The sequence below is a fragment of the Streptomyces sp. NBC_00667 genome, from assembly GCF_036226825.1.
Lineage (GTDB): Bacteria > Actinomycetota > Actinomycetes > Streptomycetales > Streptomycetaceae > Streptomyces.
Genome location: NZ_CP109022.1, coordinates 4,462,132 through 4,487,240, shown reverse-complemented (window position 1 = coordinate 4,487,240; position 25,109 = coordinate 4,462,132). Strand labels below are relative to the sequence as shown.

The window sequence follows — 25,109 nt, the reverse complement described above, 5'->3', positions numbered from 1 at the left end:
CCCTCTCCCCCTACCGCAAGGAGTCCGCCACTCCATGGACAGCACGATGACGGCCGGTCTGTGGGACCGGCTGAGCGGTATACAGACCGAGCCCGCGTGGTGGCTGGTGGTCGCGACGGGACTCGCGGCGCTGGCCGCCGTGGCACCCCGGCCCGTGTGGCGGCTGTCGCGGAACGCGATCACCATCGCGCACGAGGGCGGCCACGGACTGCTGGCGCTGCTGACCGGGCGCCGGCTCGACGGGATCCGGCTGCACTCCGACACCAGCGGCGTCACCGTGAGCCGGGGCAAGCCCAGCGGGCTCGGGATGGTGCTGACCGCCGCCGCCGGGTACACGGCGCCCTCGCTGCTCGGCCTCGGCGGGGCCGCCCTGCTGTCGGCGCACCGGATCACCCTGCTGCTGTGGGCGGCGACCGCGCTGCTGCTCGCGATGCTGGTGATGATCCGGAACGCGTACGGGCTGCTGACGGTGGTGCTGACCGGCGCGGTCTTCGTCCTGGTGTCCTGGCTGACGCCGGCCCAGGTGCAGGCGGTGTTCGCGTACGGGGTGGTGTGGTTCCTCCTGCTGGGCGGGGTCCGGCCGGTGTTCGAGCTCCAGGTCAAACGCCGCCACGGCGGCGCCCCGGACTCCGACGCGGACCAGCTGGGGCGGCTCACCCACGTCCACCCGGTGGTATGGCTGCTGTTCTTCCACGCCGTCGCGCTGTGCGCGCTGACCGGCGGGGCACGCTGGCTTCTCGGCCTCTGAGACGGCGCCGGTGGCGCCCGCCCGGCAGGTCCCCGAACGGGCCCCGGCCACGATCCGGGCTTGGGCGAAGCCACTAAAGTGGAGGCCATGACCGAGACCCCCGCGCCCCACGCCCTCTGGCCCGCCCCGCTCGCGGACGGCGCCGTCCACGCCACCGTCACCGTGCCGGGCTCCAAGTCGGTCACCAACCGGGCCCTCGTGCTCGCCGCGCTGGCCTCCGAGCCGGGCTGGGTGCGCCGCCCGCTGCGCTCGCGCGACTCCCAGCTGATGTCGGACGCGCTGCGCGCCATGGGCGTCGGCATCGAGGAGACCGTCTCCTCCAGCTCCGCGGGCGAGGGCGCCGGCGGGGAGGCCTGGCGGGTCATCCCGGCGGCCCTGCACGGCCCGGCCACCGTCGACGTCGGCAACGCGGGCACGGTCATGCGCTTCCTGCCGCCCGTCGCCACGCTCGCCTCCGGCGACATCCGCTTCGACGGCGACCCGCGCTCCTACGAGCGCCCGCTGGGCGAGGTCATCAACGCCCTGCGCGTCCTCGGCGCCCGGATCGACGACGACGGCCGGGGCGCGCTGCCCCTGACCGTGCAGGGCGGCGGGGCGCTCGAGGGCGGCACCGTCGAGATCGACGCCTCCAACTCCTCGCAGTTCGTCTCGGCGCTGCTGCTGTCCGCGCCGCGCTTCAACCAGGGCGTGGAGGTCCGCCACACCGGTGACAACCTGCCCTCCATGCCGCACATCCGGATGACGGTCGAGATGCTGCGCGCGGCGGGCGCCCAGGTCGACACCCCCGAGGCGGGCGGCGAGAAGAACGTGTGGCGGGTCACCCCCGGCGCACTCCTGGGCCGCGACCTGGTCGTGGAGCCGGACCTCTCCAACGCGCAGCCCTTCATGGCGGCGGCCCTGATCACCGGCGGCACGGTGACCATCCCGGACTGGCCGCGCCGCACCACCCAGCCCGGGGACGCGCTGCGCCGGATCTTCACGGAGATGGGCGGCTCCTGCGAGCTGACCGACGCGGGCCTGGTCTTCACCGGCAGCGGCAAGATCCACGGCATCGACGTGGACCTGGGCGAGGTCGGCGAGCTGACGCCGGGCATCGCGGCGGTCGCGGCGCTGGCGGACTCCGAGTCCGTGCTGCGGGGCGTGCGCCACCTGCGACTGCACGAGACGGACCGGCTGGCGGCGCTCACCGCCGAGATCAACGGCCTGGGCGGCGACGTCACCGAGACCGAGGACGGGCTGCGCATCCGCCCGCGCCCGCTGCACGGCGGCGTGTTCCACACGTACGACGACCACCGGATGGCGACGGCCGGCGCGGTGATCGGCCTGGCGGTGGAGGGCGTACTGATCGAGAACGTGGCGACGACCGCGAAGACCCTGCCGGACTTCCCCTCGATGTGGGCCGGGATGCTCGGCCTTCCGTCGCGGGGCGCGGGAGCGTAGGGCCCGTCATGCGCAGGTACGGCAAGCACACCGACGAAGACGACATCCGCTCGCGCCCCAACCCCAAGGGCAACCGGCCGCGTACGAACATCCGCCCCAAGCACGAGGACGCGGCCGAGGGCTTCGTCCTGACCGTCGACCGGGGCCGGCTGACCTGCCTGGTCGGCGACCGCACGGTGCACGCGATGAAGGCCCGCGAACTGGGCCGCAAGGCGGCGGTGGTCGGTGACCGGGTCTGGATCGTCGGCGACCTGACCGGCAAGAAGGACACCCTCGCCCGGATCGTGCGGATCGAGGAGCGCAAGTCCGTCCTGCGGCGTACCGCGGACGACGACGACCCGTACGAGCGGGTGGTCGTCGCCAACGCCGACCAGCTGGCCATCGTGACGGCGCTGGCCGACCCGGAGCCGCGGCCCCGGATGATCGACCGCTGTCTGGTGGCCGCGTACGACGCCGGCCTGGAGCCGCTGCTGGTGCTCACCAAGTCGGACCTGACCTCCGCGGACAAGATCCTGGAGATCTATTCGACGCTCGGCGTGAACTACGTCGTCACCAACCGCGAGGAGCTGGCGGCCGGCGACGCGGCCGAGCGGGTGCGCGAGCGGCTGAACGGCCGGATCACCGCCTTCGTCGGCCACTCGGGCGTCGGCAAGACGACCCTGGTCAACTCCCTCGTCGCGGCGGGCCGCCAGCGCGCGACCGGACACGTCAACGCCGTCACCGGCCGGGGCCGGCACACCACCACCTCCGCACTCGCGCTGCCGCTGCCCGGCGGGGACGGCTGGGTCATCGACACCCCCGGCGTGCGCTCCTTCGGCCTGCACCACGTCGACCCGTCGCGGGTGATCCTGGCCTTCCCGGACCTGGTCGGCGGCACGGAGGAGTGCCCGCGCGCGTGCAGCCACGACGAGCCGGACTGCGCGCTCGACCAATGGGTACAGGACGGTCACGCGGACCCGGCGCGGCTGTACTCGCTGCGGCGGCTGCTGGAGACGCGGGAGCGCCGCGAGGGCGACTGACCGCGCGGGCGGCCGACCGTGCGGGCGACCGTGCGGGTGGCCCGCCGGCCCGGCGGGACGCTCGTGTTTGCCGAAGATCGTGTCGGGAAAAATGCATAATCGCACCAGGTGACACGACGTCACGTGACGCGGGACGCGGGGAGGCACATGCCATGGCGTGGCTGCTGGTCGTGGTCGCCGGGATCCTGGAGACCGGTTTCGCGGTGTGCCTCAAGCTCTCCCACGGGTTCACCCGGCTGTGGCCCACGATCGCCTTCGCCTCCTTCGCGCTCGGCAGCTTCGGCCTGCTGACCCTCGCGCTCAAGAAGCTCGACGTGGGCCCCGCGTATGCGGTGTGGACCGGCATCGGGGCCGCCGGCACCGCCATCTACGGCATGGTCTTCCTCGGCGACCTGGTCTCCACGCTGAAACTCGTCTCGATCTCGCTGGTCATCCTCGGCGTGATCGGGCTCCAGCTGTCCGGTTCGGCGCACTGACCAGCCCGAGCAGCCCGGCCGCCGCCGGCTCCTCGCCGGGGCCGGACGGGGCGACCACGTAGGACAGCGCCAGCCGTACGACCAGCTCGCACCGCTGCGCCGGCTCCGCCGGGAGCGCGGCGGCAGCCCGGTCCCGGACGGCGCGCACCAGCTCCCCGGGCCCGAGCGCGGGCAGGCCCGGCCGGGCGCCCCGCACGGGCGGAGCGGGCAGGCTGCCGTTCCACGACCCCGTCAGCAGGGCCCGTACGACGGGACGCGCGCGGGCCGCCCGCACGGTCCACTCGGCGATCGCCGCCAGCCCTTCGGCGGTGTCCGGCGACGCCTCCAGGGCGCGGTCCACGCCCGTGAGGTACCAGTCGGCCTCCCGGCGCACCAGGGCGCGCCCCAGGCCCGCCTTCCCGCCGAACTCGTTGTACAGGGTCTGCCGGGACACCCCGGCGGCCGCCGCCACCTCGACCATCCGCACGGCGGGCCAGGCGCGCGCCCCCAGCGCCGCACCCGCCGCTTCCAGCAAGGACTCCCGCGCCGCCGCCATCGTCGCCTCCCCCGCTCCCCTCCCCCGGTCGTCCTCCCGTCAGAGTTGACGGGGCGCCAGGTCCTGTCAAGGGCGCCCACCGGCCGCACCGTGGACGGCGTTCGCCGGTCGGCCGCGGTCTCGATACTGTTCGGCCATGCCCGAGTATGACGATGACCTCCGCCTCGCCCTCGAACTCGCCGACGCCGCCGACGCCGCCACCACGCAGCGTTTCCGCGCCCTGGACCTCCAGGTGGAGACGAAGCCGGACATGACCCCGGTGAGCGAGGCCGACAAGGCCGCCGAGGAGATCATCCGGGCCGGGATCCTGGCCGCGCGGCCCGACGACGCCATCCTGGGCGAGGAGTACGGGCTCAAGGGCGAGGGCCCGCGCCGCTGGGTCGTGGACCCGATCGACGGTACGAAGAACTACGTCCGGGGCGTCCCCGTGTGGGCGACGCTGATCTCGCTGATGGCCGAGGGCGCGGACGGGGTGTTCCGCCCGGTGGTCGGGGTGGTCTCCGCCCCGGCGCTGGGCCGTCGCTGGTGGGCGGCGAAGGGCGGCGGCGCCTTTGCGGGCGGCGCGCTCGGTGAGGCCACCGCGATCGGCGTCTCGAAGGTCAGGGCCCTGGGCGACGCGTCGTTCGCGTACTCCTCGCTGACGGGCTGGGAGGAGCAGGGCCGGCTGCCCGGCTTCCTGGACCTGACCCGCGCGTGCTGGCGCACCCGGGGCTACGGCGACTTCTGGCCGTACATGATGGTCGCCGAGGGCTCGCTCGACCTGTGCGCCGAGCCGGAGCTGAACCTGTGGGACATGGCCGCGATCGCGGTCGTCGTAGAAGAGGCGGGCGGCCGTTTCACCAGCCTCGACGGGGTCGACGGCGTGCACGGCGGCAACGCGGCCGCCTCCAACGGCCTGCTGCACGAGGAGATGCTGACGCGCCTGCGTCCGCGCCCCTGAGGCGCGCTGACGCGCCGTCGGTGCGCTCGGCCGGGCGGGTGTTGCCGGGCGCGCCCCTCTTGATGACCCTGCGTACGCGTGGGAATCTGGGACTCCCCCGCTTGTGCGTTTGTGAAGCCCTTCTCTTGAGGCGGGCCCCTCGACCGGCGCACCCACCCGGGCGGGGGCTCACCCAGGAGGTGGCTCTCTTCATGCTCGTCCGCGACGCCATGAGCACCGTGATCCTCACCCTCGGACCCGCCCACACCCTGCGACAGGCGGCCTGCCTGATGTCCGGCCGGCGCGTCGGCGCGGCCGTCGTCCTCGATCCCGACCACAGCGGCATCGGCATCCTGACCGAGCGCGACATCCTCAACTCCCTCGGCGCCGGCCACGACCCCGACCGGGAGTCGGTGGGCGCGCACACCACCAACAACGTCGTCTTCTGCACCCCGGACGCGACGGTCCAGGAAGCCGCCGAGGCCATGGCGCACGGCGGCTTCCGCCACCTGATCGTGCTGGAGGACGGCGGCCCGGTGGGCATCGTCTCGGTGCGCGACGTCATCCGCTGCTGGGCACCGGCGCGGCGCAGCGCCGTACTGGCGTAGCGGCGCAGCGGCTCCCCGTGGCAGGTACGGCGACGGGCCGGCGCTCCGAGGAGTACCGGCCCGTCGTCTCGCTACGGCAAGCGTCCGTCAGCCGCGCAGGGCCTGGACCGCGGCGTCCAGCCGCTTGCCGAAGTCACCGTCCGCCTGGCGGAAGTTGTTGACCGCGCGGTCGACTATGTCGTCACGGGAGACCTTGGCGAGGAAGCCGGAGAGGTTCTCGATCAGACGGCCCTTCTCGTCCTCCGACATCAGGCGGTAGAGGTTGCCCGCCTGGACGAAGTCGTTGTCCTCGCGGTGGACCGGGGTGGCGTGGTTGCCCGTGCCACCGGTCAGCGGGACGGGCTGCCACAGCGGACGGTCCGTCTGGAAGGGGCCGCCGAAGCTGTTCGGCTCGTAGTTCTTCGCACCCTTGTGGCGGCCGTCGTACAGGGCGCCGTCGCGGGAGTGGGTGCGCGCCTCGGTGGCGTGCGGACGGTTCACCGGCAGGTGGTCGGCGTTGATGCCGACGCGGTAGCGGTGGGCGTCGCCGTACGCGAAGAGGCGGCCCTGGAGCATCTTGTCCGGGGACGGACCGATGCCGGGGACGAAGTGGGCCGGGCTGAAGATGCTCTGCTCGACCTCGGCGAAGATGTTCTCCGGGTTGCGGTTGAGCTCCAGCTTGCCGATCTCGATCGGCGGGTAGTCCGCGTGCGGCCACACCTTGGTGAGGTCGAACGGGTTGAAGCGGTACTCGGCCGCCTCGGCCGCCGGCATGATCTGGACCTGCACGGTCCAGCTCGGGAAGTCGCCGCGTTCGATGGCCTCGCGCAGGTCGCGCTGGTGCGAGTCGGGGTCCTCGCCGGCGAGCCGGTTGGCCTCGGCCTGGGTGAGGTTCTTGATCCCCTGGTCGGTCTTGAAGTGGTACTTGACCCAGAAGACCTCGCCGGCCTCGTTGTTCCACTGGAAGGTGTGCGAGCCGAAGCCGTCCATGTGGCGGTAGGAGGACGGGATGCCGCGGTCGCCGAAGAGCCAGGTCACCTGGTGGGTGGACTCGGGGCTCAGACCCCAGAAGTCCCACACGTTGTCGGCTTCCTGCGAGCCGGTGTACGGGTCGCGCTTCTGCGTGTGGATGAAGTCGGGGAACTTGATCGCGTCGCGGATGAAGAAGACGGGGGTGTTGTTGCCGACGAGGTCGTAGTTGCCCTCTTCGGTGTAGAACTTCAACGCCCAGCCGCGCGGGTCCCGGCGGGCGTCGGCGCCGCCGAGGCTGTCGGCGACGGTGGAGAAGCGCAGGAACGTCTCGGTCTGCTTGCCGACCTCGGACAGGAACTTCGCCCGGGTCCACTGCGAGACGTCACGGGTGACGGTGAAGGTGCCGTACGCACCGGCGCCGCGGGCGTGCACGACGCGCTCCGGGATGCGCTCGCGGTTGAAGTGGGCGAGCTTCTCCAGCAGCAGCTGGTCCTGGACGAGTACGGGGCCACCGACGCCGGCGGTCTCACTGTTCTGGTTGTCGGCGACCGGGGCTCCGGCCTCCGTGGTGAGCGGTCCCTGCGTCACGTGCGCCTCCTGCGTCATTTCCTGCGTGTCCTGTCCTCGTGGTCAGCCGTACTCGATCCTACAATGGACATTGTCTAAGTCAAGCAGTCATCTAACTCCGCACGGGTTCGGGAGTTACACCGAATCAGCCGCACTGTTAGGCTTGGACTCATGAGTGACCTGCTGGAACGACTTCGCGGACGCGGATGGCGCATGACCGCACAGCGGCGCGTCGTGGCCGAGGTGCTCGACGGTGACCACGTTCACCTGACGGCCGACGAGGTGCACGCGCGCGCGGTGGCCAAGCTGCCGGAGATCTCCCGGGCAACGGTGTACAACACCCTGGGCGAGCTGGTCAGCCTCGGCGAGGTGCTGGAGGTGTCCACGGACCGCCGCGCCAAGCGGTACGACCCGAACGCCCACCGCGCGCACCAGCACCTGGTGTGCGCCCAGTGCGGCGCGATCCGCGACGTCCACCCCTCGGGGGACCCGCTGGCCGACCTGCCGGATGCGGAGCGGTTCGGCTTCGTGGTCTCGGCGGTCGAGGTGACGTACCGGGGTGTGTGCCCGAACTGCGCGGGCGCGTAGCCGTACACGGAAGAAGGACCCGGAACCAGTCGGTTCCGGGCCCTTCCGCTTTCCGCTTCGCTTCCGTATTCGCTTCGCTTCCGTTTCCGGTCGCGAAATGACCGAAGGCCCGGATCCATGGGATCCGGGCCTTCGGTTTCAGTAGCGGGGACAGGATTTGAACCTGCGACCTCTGGGTTATGAGCCCAGCGAGCTACCGAGCTGCTCCACCCCGCGTCGGTAAACACGACTTTACGTGACGCACCCCGGCAGATGCAAATCGCTTAACGATCGACCGGCTCGGCCCCGCGGGGGCACCTGCGGCGCCCCCGCACGCCCCCGCCGAAACCCCCGCGCACCCTCGCCAGGGCTACGCCGAGAGCTCCTCCGCCAGCGCGTCCCGCAGCCGCCCCGCCCGCTCGGAGACCTCTGCCGGCCCCAGCTCCATGGCCCGCACGCACCACTTCTGCCCCTCGTTGAGGTCCCCCTGCCGCGCCGCCAGCAGTGCCAGCCGCAGCGCCGCCCGCCCGTGGCCGGCCACCGCCGCCCGCGTCCACCACAGCGCCGCCTCCGGTTCGTTCCCCTCCCGGGCCAGCAGGAGCCCCAGGTTGAACGCCCCGTTGCGCGAGCCGGCCTCCGCCGCCTCCCGGTACCACCGCGCGGCCGCCGCCAGGTCACCCCGCGCCGCCGCCAGCATCCCGACCCTGACCTGGGCACGCCGGTGGCCCTGCTCGGCCGCGCGCTCGTACCACTCCTCGCTCTCGGTCCGCGCCGCCCCGCCGACCGGCTCGCCCAGCGCCACCGGCTCCGGCGGCGGGGCCAGCGACTCCAGCAGCGCGGCCAGCCTGAACGCCGCCTCCGCGCTGCCGCCGCCCGCCGCGCAGCGCAGGTGCCGTTCCGCCGCCCGCTCCTCGCCGTCCCGCACCAAGGCGATGCCGACCTGGAGCGCCGCGTCGGTGTGGCCCGCCGACGCGGCCCGCTCGTACCACTTGAGCGCCGTGCGGTCCTCGTCCCGGCTGGCGAACAGGATCCCGAGGTTGAAGGCGGCGTCCACGCTGCCCGCCTCGGCCGCCTTGGAGAACCACGGCTCGGCCCCTTCCGCGTCCCCGCCCTGGAGCAGGAGGATCGCCAGGGCGTTGGCCGCCTCGCGGTGGCCCGCGTAGGCCGCCCGGCGGTACCACTGCTCGGCCTGCGCCGTCCGCTCCTGCGCGGCGCACAGCAGGGCGAGGTTGTACGCCCCGTTGTGGTCGCCCGCGTCCGTGGCGACCCGGTACCACTTCTCGGCCGTCTGGGTCTCGCCCCGCGCCGCGTGCAGGGCGCCCAGGGCGTTGGCCGCGTTGCCGTCGCCGTCCTCGGCGGCCCGCCGCCACCAGGTGGCCGCGCTCTCCTCGTCCCCGGCGTCGCGCAGCAGGAAGCCGAGGGCGCACGCGGCCCGCGCCTCCCCCTGCTTCGCCGAGGTCAGGTACCAGCGCCCCGCCTCCTTGAGCTCCCCGCGGGCCTCCAGCAGCGCGCCCAGGTGCAGCGCGGCGCGGCGGTGCCCGCGCGCGGCGGCCTGCCGGTACCACTGCTCGGCCTCGACGGGGTCGCCCTTCCTCAGGTGCCGGGCCAGCCGGTACGCGGCTTCGCGGTGCCCCTGTTCGGCCGCGGCGCGGAACCACCGCTCGACACCCTTGTCCCCCCGGTGTTCCAGCAGGTCGGCCAGCCCGTAGGCACCCAGGGCGTGACCGGACTCCGCCGCCTGGCGCATCCAGTACTCGGCCGCGGGTTCGTCGCCGCGCTCGCGGTAGTGCCGGCCCAGGGCGTGCGCGGCGGGCGCGGAACCGGCGACGGCGGCGACCCGCCACCAGCCGGCCGCCTCGTCGGGGTAGCCGCGCTGGTGCAGCAGCACCCCGAGGTTGTTGGCGGCGGCGCGGTCCCCCTCGGCGGTGGCCCCCCGCAGGTACGGCTCGGCCCCGGCCAGGTCGCCCCGGCGCAGCAGCAACGCCCCGAGCACGCTCATGGCGCCCGGGTCCCCCTTGTCGGCGGCCACGCGGTGCCGGGCCTCCAGCTCCGCGTCACTGGCCACGTCGGCTTCGACGAACGCTTCGTCCGCGAAATCCGCATCGGTCAATGCGGTCTGCGCGTTAACGGTCTGAGCCCCCTTTTCGGCTTCCCTGCCCGACTCGACCCCCGACCTCACAAACCGCCCTGTCTCCAGCAGAGTTGACCTGTCCCCCATAAATCCCATCGTCGCATCACCTGCTACCCGCGTACACCTGGTATGTCGCAGCCAGTGAGGTCACTACAGCGTTTTGTCGACATGCCCACAGAGAGACAAGTCAAACACGCTCCCACCCCAACTCACCCGCCCCAGTGACCCCGTGTGCTGCCGGGTCGGTCCCCCCGGACACGACGAAGGCCCGGATCCCATGGATCCGGGCCTTCGTTTTCAGTAGCGGGGACAGGATTTGAACCTGCGACCTCTGGGTTATGAGCCCAGCGAGCTACCGAGCTGCTCCACCCCGCGTCGGTGAAACCACAGTATCACGACGCGGGGCCGGGCCATTACCCGGTGATCATCAGCTGCTCGGCTTGGGGGCCGTCAGCTTCGCCTCGGCTTCGACCGCACGCTGGAGCGCCGCCTTGATGTCGTCCTGCGCCTTGCCGAATGCCGTCCAGTCGCCCGCCTGGCGTGCCTTCTCCGCCGCCTCGATGGCCTTCTGCGCATCGGACAGGGCCGCCTTGACCGTCGGGTCCTGCGTACCCGGCGTGGTGGTGCCCTCGCCCGGCGGGGTCGTGGGGGTGGTCGGCGTCGTCGGCGCGCTCGGCGCCTCCGCCCCGAACACCACGTTCAGCGCCTTCTCCAGCGTGTCCTCGAAGGCCGTCTGGCCGCCGTACGTCACCAGCACCTTGCGCAGCGTCGGGTACTTGAGGCCGCCGCCCTTGACGTACACCGGCTCCACGTTCAGCACGCCGTCGTCCAGCGGCACCGTCAGCAGGTTTCCGTACTCCACCTGGGAGTCGCCCCGGCTCAGGATGTTGATCTCCTGGGCGATCTCCGGCTTGGAGTTGAACTTGCTCTGGACCTGCTTGGGTCCGTCGACCGGGGTACTGGTCGGCAGTTTCAGGATGCGGATCTTGCCGTAGTCCGGGGTGCCCGGATCGGCGTTGACCGCCATGAAGGCGCTCAGGTTGTCCCGGCCGTTCGGCGTGAACGTCGTCGTCAGCGAGAACGCCTGGTCCTTCTGTCCCGGCATCTTCATCGACAGGTAGTACGGCGGCACCGCGCTGCCCGTCTTGGTGGTCGGGTCGTCCGGAACGGCCCAGACCTCCGAGCCGCTGAGGAACGTCTGGGCGTCGGTGACGTGGTAGCGGGTGAGCAGTTCGCGCTGCACCTTGTAGAGGTCCTGCGGATAGCGCATGTGGTCGATGAGCGCCTTGGGGATCTCGCTCTTGGCCTTGACGGTGCCGGGGAACGCCTTCATCCAGGTCTTGAGGACCGGGTCCTGGGTGTCCCACTGGTACAACTTGATCGTTCCGTCGTAGGCGTCGACGGTGGCCTTCACCGAGTTCCGGATGTAGTTGACCCGGTTCTCCTGAGCGACGACGGCGCGCTGGCTGTTGGTGAGCGAGTCCGCCGTGGAGTCGCCGAGCGTGGTGCGCGAGGCGTACGGGTAGCCGTTCGTCGTCGTGTAGGCGTCCACGATCCACTGGATGCGGCCGTCGACCACGGCCGGGTAGGCCGCGCCGTCGATGGTCAGCCAGGGGGCCACGGCCTCGACGCGCTCCTTGGGCGTGCGGTTGTACAGGATCCGCGAACCGTCGCCGATGGCGCCGGAGTACAGGATCTGCGGTTCGCTGAACGCGAGGGCGTAGGCGGCCCGGTTGACCGGGTTGTCGAGGCTGACACCGCTCTTGCCGGTGTAGCTCGTCTCCTTCTCGCCCTTGTCGTCGGAGTAGTCGAGCTCCTTCTGCGGACCGCCGACGATCGAGTACTGCTTCGTCTGCTCGCCGTAGTAGATCTGCTGCTTGAAGGCGTTCCCGGTACCGAACTCTCCCTTGGAGGGCAGGTCGGACTGGATGAAGACCGGGTCGCCGTTCTTGGTGACCTCGGTGCCCTTGGCGGCGACCACGCCGTAGCCGTGCGTGTACCGGAAGTGGTCGTTGATCCAGTTGTTCTTCGGGATGCCCGCGAGGTTCAGCTCGCGCAGGCCGATGACGGTGTCCTGGCCCTTGTAGCGGTCGACGGCGAGCGTCGCGGGGAAGCCGTAGTAGCCCTTGACCTGCTGGAGCTGCTGGAAGGCCGGCGAGACGATGTTCGGGTCGAGCAGGCGGATGCTCGCCGTGGTGTCCGCGTTGGCCCGCAGCTTCGCCTGGTCCGTGTTGGACCCGGTTCCCGGGTAGTCCTTCACCTCGGCGTTGGCGATGCCGTACGCGTTCCGCGTCGCCTCGATGTTCTTCTCGACGTACGGCGACTCCTTGGCCTGCTCGTTCGGCTGGACCTGGAACTTCTGCACGATCGCCGGGTACAGCCCGCCGATGAGGATCGCCGAGAGGACCATCAGGCCGAAGCCGATGACCGGCAGCTGCCAGGTCCGGCGCCACAGCGTGGCGAAGAACAGCAGGGCGCAGATCGCGGCGATGGCGACGAGGATCGTCTTGGCCGGGAGGTAGGCGTTGGCGTCGACGTACCGCAGGCCGGTCCAGTTGTCGGCGGCCTTGAAGTCACTGGACTTCACCGCGAGGCCGTACCGGTCGAGCCAGTACGCGATCGCCTTGAAGGTCACGAACAGCCCGAGCAGCACCGACAGGTGGCCCGTGGCGGCGGCGGTGGCCCGGGCGCCGGGGCTGGTCACGCGCAGGCCGCCGTACAGGTAGTGAACGACGACGGCGGCGATCACCGACAGCACGACCGCCGCGAACCCGAAGCCCAGCAGGAAGCGGTACCAGGGCAGGTCGAAGGTGTAGAAGGACACGTCCAGACCGAACTGGGGGTCCTTCTGCCCGAAGGGCACCCCGTTCACATACATCAGCCAGGTCTTCCACTGGCCGGCCGCGGACGCCCCCGCGATCAGCCCGACGATCGCGGCGATGCCCAGGAGCAGCCACTTCTTGTACGGCGCGACGCTCATCCGGTAGCGGTCGAGGCTCTGCTGCTCCATCGACATCGCGCTGAGCGGCGGCCTCAGCCGGTGCGCCAGCCAGATGTTGAACCCGACGGCTCCCGCCATCAGCAGTCCGAACACCGCGAAGAGGCCGGTCTTGGTCCACAGGGTGGTGGTGAACACACTGGAGAAGGCGACGGAGCGGAACCAGAGCCAGTCGGTCCAAAAGCCCGCGAACATGATGAACGCCATGGCCAGCACGGCCAGAACGCCCAGAGTCATCAGAAGAGTGCGGGCACGCCGGGAGGGGCGGCCGACTCTCATCCGTGGCCCGGAGGGGCCTGCGCCGCGGTCCGGCATCTGGAAAGCCAAGGTGCGCACCTCTGAAAGTCGCTGGGGCTGGTCATCGACGGGCCCCCGATCGTAGAGCCCACTCATGCAACTTACTGAGGCTTTGGTCAGTTCCCGCTATCCGGTCCGAAGGAGGCAGGATGTTGTCCATGTCCAACCTTTCGCCTTCCGGCACTCCCATGGCGGCCGGCCCGCTGACCCGCGCCTGCCTCGAAATCGACGAGTACGCGGCCGGCCTCGGCTGGGACCGGCCGGCCCGGCTGTTCGCCCTCGTCGACACCGCCCGCCTGCGCAGGCAGGAGCCCCGGCTGGCCGGCCAGCTCGGTCTCGACCAGGACGACACCGGCAAGTCCTCCCTGACCCCGATCGAGCAGGAGGAGGTGCCCGCCGACACCCCGCTCGACAAGTTCCTGGGCACCATCGCCTGGCCCGACGCGGTCGTGGGCTGCGCGCTGACCGTGGAGCGGCTGATGCTGCCGCCGTCCGCGGAGGCCTCCGTACCGGAGGGGCTGAGCGACAAGCAGCTCGCGAAGTGGGTCGCCTCGCACCCCGAGCGGCAGGAGGTCCGCCTCACGGTGGCGGTGCTGCGGGACGGGTCGCGCGAGTCGGCGGTCCGGCTGCGGGAGAAGGACTCGTCGAGCGAGGTACTCACCGGCGAGGGGCTGGTGCCCGGGCTGGCGGAGGCGCTGGCGGCGACCTTCGCGTAGCCGCGCGGGCCGGGGGGCCTGGGGGCCGGTCAGTGCGTGGTGCAGCCGGGCAGCCCGGCCGTGTCCCCCTTGCCGATCTTCTCCAGTGCCTGTTCGGCGTCGCCGATGGTGGAGACCTTGACCAGGGTCAGGCCGTCGGGGACGTGCGCGGCGGCGGAGGCGCAGTTCTCGGCGGGCGTGAGGAAGTACCGGGCGCCCGCCTTGCGGGCCCCGATGGTCTTCATCTGGATGCCGCCGATCGGGCCCACCTTGCCCGCGTCGTCGATGGTGCCGGTGCCCGCGATGAACTTCCCGCCGGTCAGGTCGGCGGGGGTGAGCTTGTCGACGATGCCGAGCGCGAACATCAGGCCGGCGCTGGGGCCGCCGACGTCGGCGAGCTTGATGTCGATGGGGAACGGGAAGGTGTGGTCGACGCCGGCGCGGATGCCGACGATGGCGTGACCGTCGTCCTGCGCCTTCCCGGCGACGATCGTGACCTTGGCCGTGGTGGCGGGCTCGCGGCCCGCCTTCTCGGCCTCGGCCGCGTCGGCGGCGGGAACGATGGTGAACTCGACCGGCTCCCCGGGCTTGTGCTTGGTCACGAGCTTGGCCACGTCGCCCGGTTCCGTCACCGGGGCGCCGTCCACGGACTTGATCACGTCACCGGCGTGCAGCTTGCCCTCGGAGGGGCTGCCCTTGACCACGGTGGAGACGACGACACGGACCGGGACCTCGATGCCCAGCTGCTTGAGGGCCGCCACCTTCGCGCTCTCCTGCGACTGGCTGAACTCCTCGGCGTTCTCCTGCGTGGACTGCTTGTCCGTCTTGCCGTCCGGATAGAGGTTCTCGTGCGGCACGACGATGTTGTCCCCGGCCAGCCAGCCGTACACCGCTTCCAGCAGGTTCATGTCGTAGTCCGCCCCGGTGACGCGGACCGTCGTCATGTTGAGGTGCCCGGTGGTGGGGTAGGTCTTGTGCCCCGAGATGTTCAGGACGGGCTCGCCGTGCGATTCGCCGAGCGTGTTCACGGTGGGGCCGGGGCTCATCTCGGAGTACGGGACCTTGAGGAAAACCCCTGCGCAGAGCAGTGCGAACAGCATGAGGGTGGAAGCGAGCATCGTCGCAGTGCGGCGTGGCATGGACCGACAGTACGGGACGCCTTGGACGGGCTGCCCGTGGGGCCGGTCCGTACGTGGTTCGTCCGCGGACTTCTCAGGGGATTCTCAGGCGGACCTCGCGGGACGCGTCAGACGGCGTCGGAACCGGAGTGCGCCTTCTCCCTCTTTTCGGTGCCGCTCGTGGTGGTGCGGATCGTTGCGGGACGGGTCTGCTCGACCTGGTCCATGGCCTCACGGAAACGTGCGTAGCCGGTGAGCTCGGATATGTCGCCGGTCGTGCGGTCGCGCGCCGCCCAGCTCCCCCATATCGCCGCTCCGATGGCGGCGAACAGCGGAATCAGCAACCACGCCAGTGACGCCATGGACGTGCCTCCCTGCCCCGAAAGTACGTGTCGTTGGTGGCTTCAACGCTCGTGCCCGGAAAGGGGTTACGCAAATCGAGGGCGTGTTGCGCGGCCGAACGGGTGTGAGGCTACCCCCTTACGGGGGCTGTACCGGAGCCGGGGGTTCAGCAGGCCCCGACCCACTCCTCCGTGCCGTCGGCGAAGGTCTGGTGCTTCCAGATGGGGACCTCGTGCTTGAGGTCGTCGATCAGCATCCGGCAGGCCTCGAAGGCCTCCCCGCGGTGCGGGCAGGACACGGCCACGACCACCGCCAGGTCGCCCACCGACAGGTCGCCGACGCGGTGCACGGCGGCGAGGGCACGGACCGGGTACTTCTCCACGACGTGCTCGGCGATCCGGCGCATCTCGGCCTCGGCCGTGGGGTGGCAGGAGTAGCCGAGGGAGTCGACGTCGGCGCCGCCGTCGTGGTTGCGCACCGTACCGACGAAGAGGGTCGTGCCGCCCGTCGCGTCGTCGCCGACCGCCTCGAAGACCTCGTCGATCGAGAGCGGGGTCTCGCGGATCGCGAGCAGCCGGATCGGATCCTGGGCGGCCTGCTCGCCGGGGTGGTCGAAGTGCGGTGCCATACAGCCCATCGTGCCCTAGCGGGGGCCTCGGCGAAATAGCCGATTCACCCGGCCCTCGGCGGCCGCCTTGGGAGCCTCCTACAGGAAGCCGTGGTGGCGGCCGCCCGGCGAGGTGGCCGTCCGGGCCCGGGGACACCGGAACGCCGGGACGCCGGAGCGCCGGGACGCCGGAGCGCCGGGGCGGGCCGCGGTGCGGGGCCGGCCGGCCCGCTCGGATACCGCGGCGCTCGCGGGCCCGGGGCGCCCGGCCGGCTCAGATACCGCGGCGCTCGCGGGCCCGGGGCGCCCGGCCGGCTCAGATACCGCGGCGCTTGCGGGCCCGGCGCACCGCGGCGGCGGCGCCCAGCAGGGCGACCGTCGCGCCCGCCGCACCGGCGGCCGTGGCGGCGTCCTTGCGGCCCAGGCGGCGGCCCGCGACCGTGTGGCGGCCCGCGACCTCCTGGAGCAGCTCGGCGAGCACCTCCTCGTTGGTCCAGCGCGGCCGCCACCCCGCGGCGTGCAGCGCGCTCACGCTGACCACCCACGGGTGCATCGTGTAGGCGAGGTCGCCCGCCGGGGACGGGGTCAGGCCGATCCGGTGCAGCCGGGCCGCGGCCCCCAGGGCGACGGCGGAGGGGAGCTCCATGCGGCGGATGCCGCTCAGCTGCTCGACCTCCTCCTGCTCCAGCCAGCCCTCGCAGCCGACGGCCAGCTCCCCGTCGACCTTCTCCAGGGCGGCGTACTCCAGGGCGCTGACCAGGTCCTCGACGTGACAGAACTGCCAGGTGGGCCGGGATCCCGCGACGACCAGCAGCCGGGGCGACTCGAAGTACCGGGTCAGGGCGGTGTCGGTACCGCCGACCAGCACCGCGGGGCGCACCACGGTGACGTTGAGCCCGGGGTGCGCGCGGGGGGCGCGCCGGCCCAGGCGCTCGATCTCCAGCAGGTCGCCGACGCCGGTGGCCTCGGCGGTGGCCCGCAGCTCGGAGTCCTCCGCGAGCGGGATGTCGTTGTCGGGCAGCGCCCCGTAGACCATCGCGGAGGTGCAGAGCACGACGCGGTGCACCCCGGCCGCCGCCGCGGCGGTCAGCACGGTCTGGGTGCCGCGCACGTTGTACGCCGTGCGGGCCGCCGGGTCCGTCTCCAGGTCCAGGTCCAGGGCGAGGTGGACGACCACGTCGGCGCCCCGGAGCTTCTCGGCGATCGCGGGGTCCCGGACGTCCAGGACGTGCCAGGTCGCCGCCGCGCACTCGCCGCGCCGCTCGTCGATCGCCACGACTTGCTTGACCTCGTCAGATGCGGCGAGGCGGCCCACCAGCGCCGCGCCGACCCCCGACGCGGCGCCGGTCACCGCGATCACGGGCCCGCGGACCGCCGGGTTTCGCGGCGGGCGAACGCCGCTTTCACCGGGCTCCACGTCGTCCTCGGCGGGCGCCGCGGGGTCGGGCTCGTGCGAGCTGTCTTTGTCCAAAGCGTACGGATCTCGGGAACTCACCGGGCGTCTCCAGCGGTTGTCTTCAGTGGGGACGCGCCGTGACGCGTACCCACCAGGTGATGTCCATCCTGCCGCAGCCCAGGACCCGACGGAGCACCGAGCCCGGAAGCGGGCCGGGTGTCTACGCTGGGTGGTGTTGTCGGACCATCGCCCGTCGGCACCCGCCGACGGCCCTACGAGCCGAGGAAACCCGTGAGCGACACCCCATTCGGATTCGGCCTTCCGCCGGAGGAGCCGGAGAACGGCGACGAGGGCAAGAAGAAGGGCAACGAGGGCGGTCGAGGCGGCCCGAATCCGTTCGGGTTCGGCACGGGCCTGCCGGGCGGCGCCGGGACCCCCGGCGGCGGCGCGGACAACCCGTTCGCCGCGATGTTCGGTGCCATGAACCCGAACGACCTCGGTGCGGCCTTCCAGCAGCTCGGCCAGATGCTGAGCTACGAGGGCGGTCCCGTGAACTGGGACATGGCCAAGGACATCGCCCGCCAGACCGTCGCCCAGGGCACGGCGGACGGCGTCAAGGACGCCAGCGTCGGCATCGCCGAGAAGTCGGCCGTCGAGGAGGCCGTGCGCCTGGCCGACCACTGGCTGGACGGGGCCACCTCGCTGCCCTCGGGCGCCACGACCGCCGTGGCGTGGAGCCGGGCCGAGTGGGTCGAGGCCACCCTTCCCGTGTGGAAGGAGCTCGTCGACCCGGTCGCCGAGCGCGTCGGCGTCGCCATGGGCAGCGTGCTGCCCGAGGAGATGCAGGCGATGGCGGGTCCGCTGCTGGGCATGATGCGCTCCATGGGCGGGGCGATGTTCGGCCAGCAGATCGGCCAGGCCGTGGGCGTGCTCGCGGGCGAGGTCGTCGGCTCGACCGACATCGGTCTGCCGCTGGGTCCGGCCGGCAAGGCCGCGCTGCTCCCCCTGAACATCCAGAGCTTCGGCAAGGACCTGGGCGTCCCCTCCGATGAGGTGCGGCTGTACTTGGCGCTGCGCGAGGCGGCGCACGCCCGTCTCTTCGCGCACGTGCCGTGGCTGCGCTCGCACCTGTTCGGCGCGGTCGAGGGCTACGCCCGCGGGATCAAGGTCGACACCTCGAAGCTGGAGGACGTGGTCGGCCAGATCGACCCGTCGAACCCGGAGCAGCTCCAGGAGGCCCTCCAGGGCGGCATGTTCCAGCCGCAGGACACCCCGGAGCAGAAGGCGGCGCTGGCCCGGCTGGAGACGGCGCTCGCGCTGGTCGAGGGCTGGGTCGACACAGTGGTGCACGAGGCGGCCAAGCCCCGGCTGGCCTCGGCGGACGCCATGCGCGAGACGATGCGCCGGCGGCGCGCCTCGGGCGGCCCCGCGGAGCAGACCTTCGCGACGCTGATCGGGCTGGAGCTGCGCCCGCGGCGGCTGCGCGACGCCTCGCGGCTGTGGGCCTCGCTCACCGACGCCCGCGGGATGGACGGCCGCGACGGGCTCTGGGAGCACCCGGACATGCTGCCCACCGCCTCCGACCTGGACGACCCGGACGGGTTCGTGCACCGGGAGCAGCTGGACTTCTCCGAGATCGACAAGATGCTCGGCGAGGCCGCCGAGAAGCGCGGGCAGGGCGCCCCGGGTGACCAGGGTGCGCGGGGCGAAACCGACGGCTCCGACGGCTCTGACCGCTCCGACGGCGAGGGCGAAGAGAAGAAGTGAGCCTCTACGACGACGCGGTCCTCGTCCTCAAGGGGTACGAGGACCAGCCCGAGCTGCGCGACCTGTACCTGGAGCACCTCGCGGCGCATCCCGACGGGGTCTACAAGCCCTGCCGGGCCGGGCACCTCACCGGCAGCGCGCTGGTGATCGACCCGGCGCGCGGGCGGGTGCTGCTGACCCTGCACAAGAAGCTCGGCATGTGGCTGCAGATGGGCGGCCACTGCGAGCCGGGCGACGCGACCCTCGCGGATGCGGCGCTGCGCGAGGCGCGCGAGGAGTCGGGGATCCCGGCGGGGCTGACGCTGCTGGCGGGCGGACCCGTACGACTGGACCGGCACCCGATCCCGGAGCCGTGCAACTGGCACCTGGACGTGCAGTACGCGGCGCTGGCCCCGGCCGACGCGGTGGCGGCGATCAGCGAGGAGTCGCTGGACCTGCGCTGGTTCCCGTACGACCAGGTGGCGGCGGTGGCCGACGCCTCGGTGGTGCGGCTGGTGGAGGCCACGCGGGCGCGCCTGTGACGATGTGACGCGCGTGCAGGAAGGGGCGGTCCTGCGGGACCGCCCCTTCCGCATGGCCTGCCGTCCGGCCGGATCAGTTCCAGGCGTTGTTCTGGTTCTGGGCGTGGGCGCCGTGCTGGCCCATGCCGTACTGGGCCGCCAGGCCCTGCCCGAGCTGGGCGTTCTGCGGCGGCAGCAGCTCGCTGGGCTGCACCAGCGCGAAGCCGGTGCCGAGGAAGCTGAGCTCCCAGCCCTCGCCGGTGTTGCCGCGCCGCCGCCAGACACCGGTGGAGTGCGTCTGGGCCTGCATCTGCACGCGCAGCGACGTGGACCAGGCGACGATGGCATCCGCGTCGGCGTTGACGTACTTGTCGGGCGTGACCTGCATCATCAGCGGCTGTCCGGAGGTCATGAGGGCGACCTTGCCGCGGCCGGTGATGTTGAGCTGGTACTTGCCCGAGCCCGAGATCCCGTACTGGCTGTCCACCGCGACGGCTTCGGTGTGCAGGGTGGAGTCCAGGGCCAGCACGTAGCTGCTGTCCACGGTCAGCCCGTCCTGGTCGACGTCCACGACGTGGACGTACTGGGCGAGGTTGGCCAGGTAGACCGTGCCCTGCCCCGAGCAGCGCATGAGGTCCAGGCCCTCGCCGGTGCGGGCGCGGGCCGTGCGCTGGGTGGTGCTCTGGTACTCGCCGTCGAAGTCGATGATCCCCTGGTAGGCGACCATCGCTCCCTTGCGGGCGAGCACGTCGTCGGAGCCGCTCAGGCAGACCCGCAGCAGCTGCGGGTTCTGGACGGCGTACCGGTCCTGGGACTGCGCCTCGGCGTGGGCGAAAAGTGAACTCTGCATGATGTGTCCGCTCCCCCTCAGCCCCGGGCCCGGAGCCGGTCGGTGCTGTCCTCGCTGGGCTGTACGACGACGATGCCCTGCCCTGAGAAGGCCATCTGGTAGGCCTCCCCGCTGCCCCGGCCGATCATCGACGAGGCCTTGAAGCTGCGCTTGCCCTTGACCTTGAGGTTGGGGGACCAGGCGACGAGCGCGTCCGGGTCGACGTACGTCTCGTCCTCCCCGCGGCCGCAGTCGACCACGACCGGCGTGCCGCGCGAGGTGATGGCGACCCAGCCGGTGCCGGAGATCTGTACGTTGAACAGGCCCTGACCGGCGAATTTGGCCATGCCCTTGACCCGCTCGACGCCCCACTGGAGCTGGGCGTCGAAGGCCAGCAGGTTGGTGCCGTTCACGGAGAGGGCGTCGTTGTTGAGGTTGATGACGACGACGTCCGCGCCGTAGTCGGCGAGGTAGAGCAGGCCGTCGCCGGTGCACTTCATCAGCGGGGCGCCTTCGCCGGTGAGCCACTGCGAGGCCATCTGGCGCACGGCGGGCGGGTTGGGCTCGTACTGCACGAAGCCCTCGTAGGCGACCATCGAGCCGGTGCGCGCGAAGAGGTCGTGGCCGCTTTGCATGGCGACCTTGAGCATGGCCGGGCCGTGGTTCTCCATGCGGGCCGTGACGGGGGTCGGGGCGTAGCCCGCGAGCTGCTGGTTCATTGCGTTCATGGCATTCATGTGGGGCTCCCTCAGACCTCGTACGGCTGGACGACGATGAAGTTGCCGGGGGCGCCGCGGAACTGGAGGTTCACGGTCTCCCCGCTGTGGCCGGGGTAGGCGTTGCGGCGCAGCCGGACCTGGCTGGAAATGATCACCTGCGAGGCGGCGGACCAGGCGACGATGGCGTTGCTGTCGGCGAAGGTGGTCGGGGTGACGGGCAGGACGACCGGGGTGCCGTGCGTCTTGACGACCACCGTGCCGGTGCCTTGGAACAGCATGGTGAACAGGGCGCCGCCCGGGATTCCGTGGCCCTCGATCCGGCGGACCTCGTGCTGGAGGGACTCGTCGAAGGCGAGGACGCTCTCGGCGGAGACGCAGATGCCGTCGCCCTGGAGCTCGATGGCGTGCAGGTGGGCGCCGTTCTCGGCGAGGAAGACCTGGCCGCGGCCGGTGCAGCGCATGAGCTGCATCTCCTGGCCGGTGGCATTGCCGACGATGCGGCCGGCGAAACCGGCGCCCTTGTAGCTGAAATCGACCTTGCCCTGGTAGAGGACCATGCTGCCCTGCCGGGCGAGGACGGGCTGGCCGCCGCCCGAGGCGAGGTCGACCCGCATCAGCTGGTGGTTCTGCGCGGTCCAGCGGGCCCCGGTGGGGGCCTCCTTGTACCGGCTGAGCGCGGCGGTGAGTCCCGGGGCGGCTGCCGCGGCGGCCGGCTGGGGGTAGCCGGGCTGCTGGCCGTAGGGGACGGGCTGGCCGTACGGGGCCTGCTGGGGGTGGCCCGGCTGCCGGCCGTAGGGGGCCGGCTGGCCGTGCGGCGCGGGGACGGGGCCGGGCGGGGGCACCTGGCCGCCGTACGAGGGCTGCTGGTTCGGGACGTGGCCGTACGAGGGCGGCCCCGGCGGCTGCGGCGCGTGCGGCGGCTGGCCGTAGGGGGTCGTCGGGGGCGCGGGCACCAGGGGGCCGACCATGGTGGGGGCCGAGTGCACCGGCTGGTGCGGGGCGGGTGCGGGGACGGGGGCGCCGAAGGACGGCTGCGGGGGCGCGGGCGGGGCCTGGAGTGCGGGCGCGCCGAACGCGGGGGCCGGGGCCTGCGGGGGCGCGCCGAACGCGGGGGCCGGGGCCTGCGGGGGCGGGGCGAAGCCGGGCGCCGCGGCCTGGGGCTGCTGCGGCTGCGGGGCGGACTGGGCCTCGGGCTGGGGTTCGTCCTCGGCCACCTCGCCGCCGAAGTTCTCGAGCAGGGCGGCGAGTCCGCCGTCGAAGCCCTGGCCGACGGCGGCGAAGCGCCACACGTCCTTGAGGTAGAGGTCACCGATCATCAGCGCGCGCTCGGTGCTGAACTCCGCGCCCGTGAACGAGTACCGGACGACTTCCTCGCCGCCCGCCACGACCCGGATGTAGCCGGGACCGATCTGAGACATCTGTCCGGCGCCGTCGATGGAGGCGGCGAAGGACAGCCTGTGGATGTGGGCGGGCACGCGGTCGAGCGTCACCCGGAAGGACTCGGTGTCGCCGGCCTGGGCGCCGAGCTGCTGGATGGACTCCTCGGGCGACTTCGGCTGGTTGTAGAAGACGAAGTACCGGTCGTCCGAAAGCTGCTCCTCGGCGTCGAGGCCGAAGCAGCTGATGTCGATGGAGAGGCCCGCACCGGCGATCTGCACGCCCACGTACAGATCGGTGCCCGCCGTCAGATCACTGATCTTGGCCTTGTGGCCGCGTTGGAATTCCCTGGCCATGCGTACGACCGTCCCCCATCCCGACTGTGAATGCGTGCACCCGGTCCCGAATGCGTGCCGCTCAGGCTAACGGCTGGGGCGGACATCCGGCCAAGTCGGTACCGAGCCGGTACACATCGCGCCGGCACCGCCCCTGAGGGGGCGCGGCGGGATCCTCGGGCGGGCTCATTCCTCGCGGGCGGCGGGGACCGCGGGGGCGGCCGGGGCGGCGGGGAGGCGTTCCGCCGCGACGACCCCTTCCAGATATCCGCGGGCGCGTTCGGTCTTCGGGTACGCCTCCAGCAACTGCCAGAAACGGGCGCCGTGTCCGGGTACCAGGAGGTGCGCGAGCTCGTGCAGCAGTACGTAGTCGACGACGTACTCGGGCATGCCCTGGAGGCGGTGCGAGAGCCGGATGCTGCCCTCGGCGGGGGTGCAGGAGCCCCAGCGGGTGTTCTGGTTGGTGACCCAGCGCACCGAGCGGGGGCGGGCGCGGGAGTCGAAGTACTGCTCGGACAAATGCTCGGCACGTGCGGTGAGTTCCGTGTCGCCGAGGGTGCGCTTGCTCTCCTGGGCGGCGAGTTTGTCGAGCATCACGCCCACCCAGCGCTTCTCCTCCGCCTCGGACATGCGGGCGGGGATGAGGACGACCGTCCGCTCGCCTTCGCGGTAGGCGGACACGGTCCTGCGGCGGCGCGCGCTCCGGCGTACTTCGACGGCGCGCTGCGAAGGGTCGGCTGACACGCATCGACGGTACCCGCTCGTCGGGGCGGCCGTACCGTCCGTCCGGGGTTCGAACAAGATCGATTCGCCGGGCGCCCGGTAAGTCCTCTTTCTGTATCTCATATGCCTAATACCCCTCGCCTGTGGACAAGTTTCCGCACGCGTTTCGAGGGACGGGCACTGTGGCGGAAGACGCGAAGGGGTCGCGGAGGAAGAACCGGACGGGAAGCGGGGGGACTGTCATGTATCCGAAGGTGAAGCCGGCGCTGGCGCGGGCCTGGCGGGATCTGCTCACCGTGCAATGCGGGGTGACTCCCGCCCACGCCGTGGCGCTGGGCCCGGTGGACACGGCGACCGCATCGCTGATCGACCGGATCGACGGGACGCGGGGCATGGAGCTGCTGCGGGAGGAGGCCGGGAGGATCGGACTGCCGCGGGGCCAGGCGGACGAACTGGTCCGGCGCCTGGCGGGGGCCGGGCTGCTCGATGACGCCACCGCGGGCGGGCCCCGGGCGCAGGCGGTCCGCAAGCGGCCGGAGACGCTGGAGCGGCTCGGGCCGGATCTGGCGTCGCTGTCCCTGGTACACCGGGAGCCCGGCGGGGAGTTACGGGCGGTCGCTGCCCGGCGGGCGATACGGGTACAGGTGCGCGGGAGCGGCCGGGTGGGCGGGGTGATCGCCGCCGTCCTGGCGGGAGCCGGGGTGGGGCGGGTCGAGGTGCTCGACGGGGGGCGGGTGCAGCCGGGTGATGTGGCGCCGGGCGGGCTGGGTCCGGCCAGCGTGGGGCGGCTGCGGGCCGAAGCCGCGGCGGCGGTGGTCCGGGAGGCGGCGCCCGGGAGGGCACCACGGTCCGGGGAGGGCGGCGGGCCCGAACCGGGGCTGGCCCTGGTGGTGGTCGCGCCCCGGGACGGGCTCCAGGCGTGGGCCCCCGATCCCGAAGCGGCCGCCGACTGGGTCGCGGCCGGCATCCCGCACCTGTACGCGGGGGTGCTGGAGGGCACGGGGGTGGTCGGACCGCTGGTGCTGCCGGGGGCCTCGGCCTGCGCGGGGTGCATGGAGCGGGAGCGCATCGGGCGGGATCCGGCCTGGCCGCGGATGCTGGTCCAGTGGCGGTCGGCGCACCGTCGCAGGGCCGTCGCCGCCTGCGACCTGGGCCTGGCCACGGCGGTGGCCGGTCTCGCCGCCGCGCACGCCCTGTCGTTCCTCGACGGCCGGCTGCCCGCTTCGACGGCCGCCCGCTGGGAGGTGACCCTGCCGGGCTTGCACTGGGAGCGCTGCGAGGTCCTTCCCCATCCGGACTGCCCTTGCGCGGCCGGGGCGGTGGGCCCCGGCGGCACCGGGAGTGGTCCAGCGGTACTGGACGGGCGGGAGGCAGGATCGGGCTGACTCGCGTACAGAGGGCCATGACAGGATGCGTTGACCGAGGGCCAGAGGGGACACCCCCCG

23 protein-coding genes and 2 tRNA genes are annotated in these 25,109 nt (G+C 72.2%); 11 read left to right on the top strand and 14 right to left on the bottom strand.

Annotated elements, in window-relative coordinates; translation table 11 throughout:
* The first annotated feature begins 34 nt into the window (after positions 1–34).
* The 4 genes from OHA81_RS20985 (at position 35) to OHA81_RS20970 (ending at position 3,683) form a co-directional block, all read left to right on the top strand.
* Positions 35–748 carry a M50 family metallopeptidase gene (locus OHA81_RS20985; RefSeq protein WP_329198127.1) on the top strand — a complete coding sequence of 238 codons (714 nt, stop codon included), beginning with the start codon at positions 35–37 and terminating at the stop codon, positions 746–748.
* 87 nt (positions 749–835) lie between these two features.
* Positions 836–2,188, top strand: a complete 1,353-nt coding sequence (aroA, locus tag OHA81_RS20980) for a 3-phosphoshikimate 1-carboxyvinyltransferase (RefSeq protein ID WP_329198125.1) — start codon at positions 836–838, stop codon at positions 2,186–2,188.
* Between the two features lie 8 nt (positions 2,189–2,196).
* Positions 2,197–3,207 carry a ribosome small subunit-dependent GTPase A gene (gene rsgA / locus OHA81_RS20975; RefSeq protein ID WP_329198124.1) on the top strand — a complete coding sequence of 337 codons (1,011 nt, stop codon included), beginning with the start codon at positions 2,197–2,199 and terminating at the stop codon, positions 3,205–3,207.
* 152 nt (positions 3,208–3,359) lie between these two features.
* Entirely contained in the window at positions 3,360–3,683 is a 324-nt protein-coding gene (locus OHA81_RS20970) for a DMT family transporter (protein WP_190183336.1), read from the top strand.
* On the opposite strand, the gene OHA81_RS20965 is transcribed toward OHA81_RS20970, so the two are convergent.
* Positions 3,637–4,218 carry a TetR/AcrR family transcriptional regulator gene (locus OHA81_RS20965; RefSeq protein WP_329198121.1) on the bottom strand — a complete coding sequence of 194 codons (582 nt, stop codon included), beginning with the start codon at positions 4,216–4,218 and terminating at the stop codon, positions 3,637–3,639. The two genes, OHA81_RS20970 and OHA81_RS20965, sit on opposite strands and share 47 nt — an antisense overlap.
* Before the next feature lie 136 nt (positions 4,219–4,354).
* On the opposite strand from OHA81_RS20965, the gene hisN reads away from it, so the two are divergent.
* Complete coding sequence (hisN, locus tag OHA81_RS20960; RefSeq protein WP_329198119.1) at positions 4,355–5,158, top strand: histidinol-phosphatase; 804 nt, start codon at positions 4,355–4,357, stop codon at positions 5,156–5,158.
* A gap of 191 nt (positions 5,159–5,349) precedes the next feature.
* Positions 5,350–5,745, top strand: coding sequence for a CBS domain-containing protein (locus tag OHA81_RS20955; protein WP_190183333.1), 396 nt, complete (start codon positions 5,350–5,352; stop codon positions 5,743–5,745).
* Positions 5,746–5,832: 87 nt separating this feature from the next.
* Here the strand turns inward: OHA81_RS20955 and OHA81_RS20950 are convergent, their stop codons facing one another.
* Positions 5,833–7,302 (bottom strand): catalase, encoded by a 1,470-nt coding sequence (locus tag OHA81_RS20950; RefSeq protein ID WP_329198117.1) that lies wholly within the window; start codon positions 7,300–7,302, stop codon positions 5,833–5,835.
* 132 nt (positions 7,303–7,434) lie between these two features.
* Here OHA81_RS20950 and OHA81_RS20945 point away from each other — a divergent pair, with 132 nt between their 5' ends.
* Positions 7,435–7,851, top strand: a complete 417-nt coding sequence (locus OHA81_RS20945; protein ID WP_329198116.1) for a Fur family transcriptional regulator — start codon at positions 7,435–7,437, stop codon at positions 7,849–7,851.
* Positions 7,852–7,993: 142 nt separating this feature from the next.
* Here the strand turns inward: OHA81_RS20945 and OHA81_RS20940 are convergent.
* From OHA81_RS20940 to OHA81_RS20925, 4 genes are all read right to left on the bottom strand, one after another.
* Positions 7,994–8,067: transfer RNA gene (locus OHA81_RS20940), tRNA-Met, on the bottom strand.
* A 133-nt stretch (positions 8,068–8,200) separates the two neighbouring features.
* On the bottom strand, positions 8,201–10,048 hold the full coding sequence (locus OHA81_RS20935) for a tetratricopeptide repeat protein (RefSeq protein ID WP_443056601.1): 1,848 nt from the start codon (positions 10,046–10,048) through the stop codon (positions 8,201–8,203).
* A 214-nt stretch (positions 10,049–10,262) separates the two neighbouring features.
* A tRNA-Met gene (locus OHA81_RS20930) sits at positions 10,263–10,336 on the bottom strand.
* Between the two features lie 52 nt (positions 10,337–10,388).
* The gene (locus OHA81_RS20925) at positions 10,389–13,274 is read right to left on the bottom strand and encodes a UPF0182 family membrane protein (protein WP_329202438.1); all 2,886 of its coding nucleotides are present in this window, start codon (positions 13,272–13,274) and stop codon (positions 10,389–10,391) included.
* Between the two features lie 131 nt (positions 13,275–13,405).
* On the opposite strand from OHA81_RS20925, the gene OHA81_RS20920 reads away from it, so the two are divergent.
* Positions 13,406–13,972 carry a PPA1309 family protein gene (locus OHA81_RS20920; protein WP_329198112.1) on the top strand — a complete coding sequence of 189 codons (567 nt, stop codon included), beginning with the start codon at positions 13,406–13,408 and terminating at the stop codon, positions 13,970–13,972.
* Positions 13,973–14,001: 29 nt separating this feature from the next.
* Here the strand turns inward: OHA81_RS20920 and OHA81_RS20915 are convergent, their stop codons facing one another.
* The 4 genes from OHA81_RS20915 to OHA81_RS20900 all read right to left on the bottom strand — a co-directional run bounded on the left by OHA81_RS20915 (position 14,002) and on the right by OHA81_RS20900 (position 17,435).
* Positions 14,002–15,090, bottom strand: coding sequence for a YlbL family protein (locus tag OHA81_RS20915; RefSeq protein WP_329198110.1), 1,089 nt, complete (start codon positions 15,088–15,090; stop codon positions 14,002–14,004).
* A gap of 107 nt (positions 15,091–15,197) precedes the next feature.
* On the bottom strand, positions 15,198–15,431 hold the full coding sequence (locus OHA81_RS20910; protein WP_329198108.1) for a hypothetical protein: 234 nt from the start codon (positions 15,429–15,431) through the stop codon (positions 15,198–15,200).
* Positions 15,432–15,577: 146 nt separating this feature from the next.
* A complete protein-coding gene (locus OHA81_RS20905) occupies positions 15,578–16,039 on the bottom strand; it encodes a molybdenum cofactor biosynthesis protein MoaE (protein WP_329198106.1) in 462 nt (153 codons plus the stop codon).
* A gap of 295 nt (positions 16,040–16,334) precedes the next feature.
* Positions 16,335–17,435, bottom strand: coding sequence for an SDR family oxidoreductase (locus tag OHA81_RS20900; RefSeq protein WP_329202437.1), 1,101 nt, complete (start codon positions 17,433–17,435; stop codon positions 16,335–16,337).
* Between the two features lie 270 nt (positions 17,436–17,705).
* Here OHA81_RS20900 and OHA81_RS20895 point away from each other — a divergent pair, with 270 nt between their 5' ends.
* The gene (locus OHA81_RS20895) at positions 17,706–19,181 is read left to right on the top strand and encodes a zinc-dependent metalloprotease (protein ID WP_329198104.1); all 1,476 of its coding nucleotides are present in this window, start codon (positions 17,706–17,708) and stop codon (positions 19,179–19,181) included.
* The gene (locus OHA81_RS20890; RefSeq protein WP_329198102.1) at positions 19,178–19,702 is read left to right on the top strand and encodes an NUDIX hydrolase; all 525 of its coding nucleotides are present in this window, start codon (positions 19,178–19,180) and stop codon (positions 19,700–19,702) included. The genes OHA81_RS20895 and OHA81_RS20890 overlap by 4 nt, the downstream gene beginning before the upstream one ends.
* A 73-nt stretch (positions 19,703–19,775) precedes the next feature.
* Here the strand turns inward: OHA81_RS20890 and OHA81_RS20885 are convergent, their stop codons facing one another.
* The 4 genes from OHA81_RS20885 to OHA81_RS20870 form a co-directional block, all read right to left on the bottom strand.
* A complete protein-coding gene (locus OHA81_RS20885; RefSeq protein ID WP_329198100.1) occupies positions 19,776–20,531 on the bottom strand; it encodes an AIM24 family protein in 756 nt (251 codons plus the stop codon).
* Between the two features lie 17 nt (positions 20,532–20,548).
* Entirely contained in the window at positions 20,549–21,229 is a 681-nt protein-coding gene (locus OHA81_RS20880) for an AIM24 family protein (RefSeq protein ID WP_329202435.1), read from the bottom strand.
* Between the two features lie 29 nt (positions 21,230–21,258).
* A complete protein-coding gene (locus tag OHA81_RS20875) occupies positions 21,259–22,962 on the bottom strand; it encodes a TerD family protein (RefSeq protein WP_329198098.1) in 1,704 nt (567 codons plus the stop codon).
* Between the two features lie 165 nt (positions 22,963–23,127).
* Positions 23,128–23,685, bottom strand: a complete 558-nt coding sequence (locus tag OHA81_RS20870; protein WP_329198096.1) for a M48 metallopeptidase family protein — start codon at positions 23,683–23,685, stop codon at positions 23,128–23,130.
* Between the two features lie 221 nt (positions 23,686–23,906).
* Between OHA81_RS20870 and OHA81_RS20865 the strand changes: the two genes are divergently transcribed.
* Positions 23,907–25,049, top strand: coding sequence for a ThiF family adenylyltransferase (locus OHA81_RS20865; protein WP_329198094.1), 1,143 nt, complete (start codon positions 23,907–23,909; stop codon positions 25,047–25,049).
* Positions 25,050–25,109 lie beyond the last annotated feature (60 nt).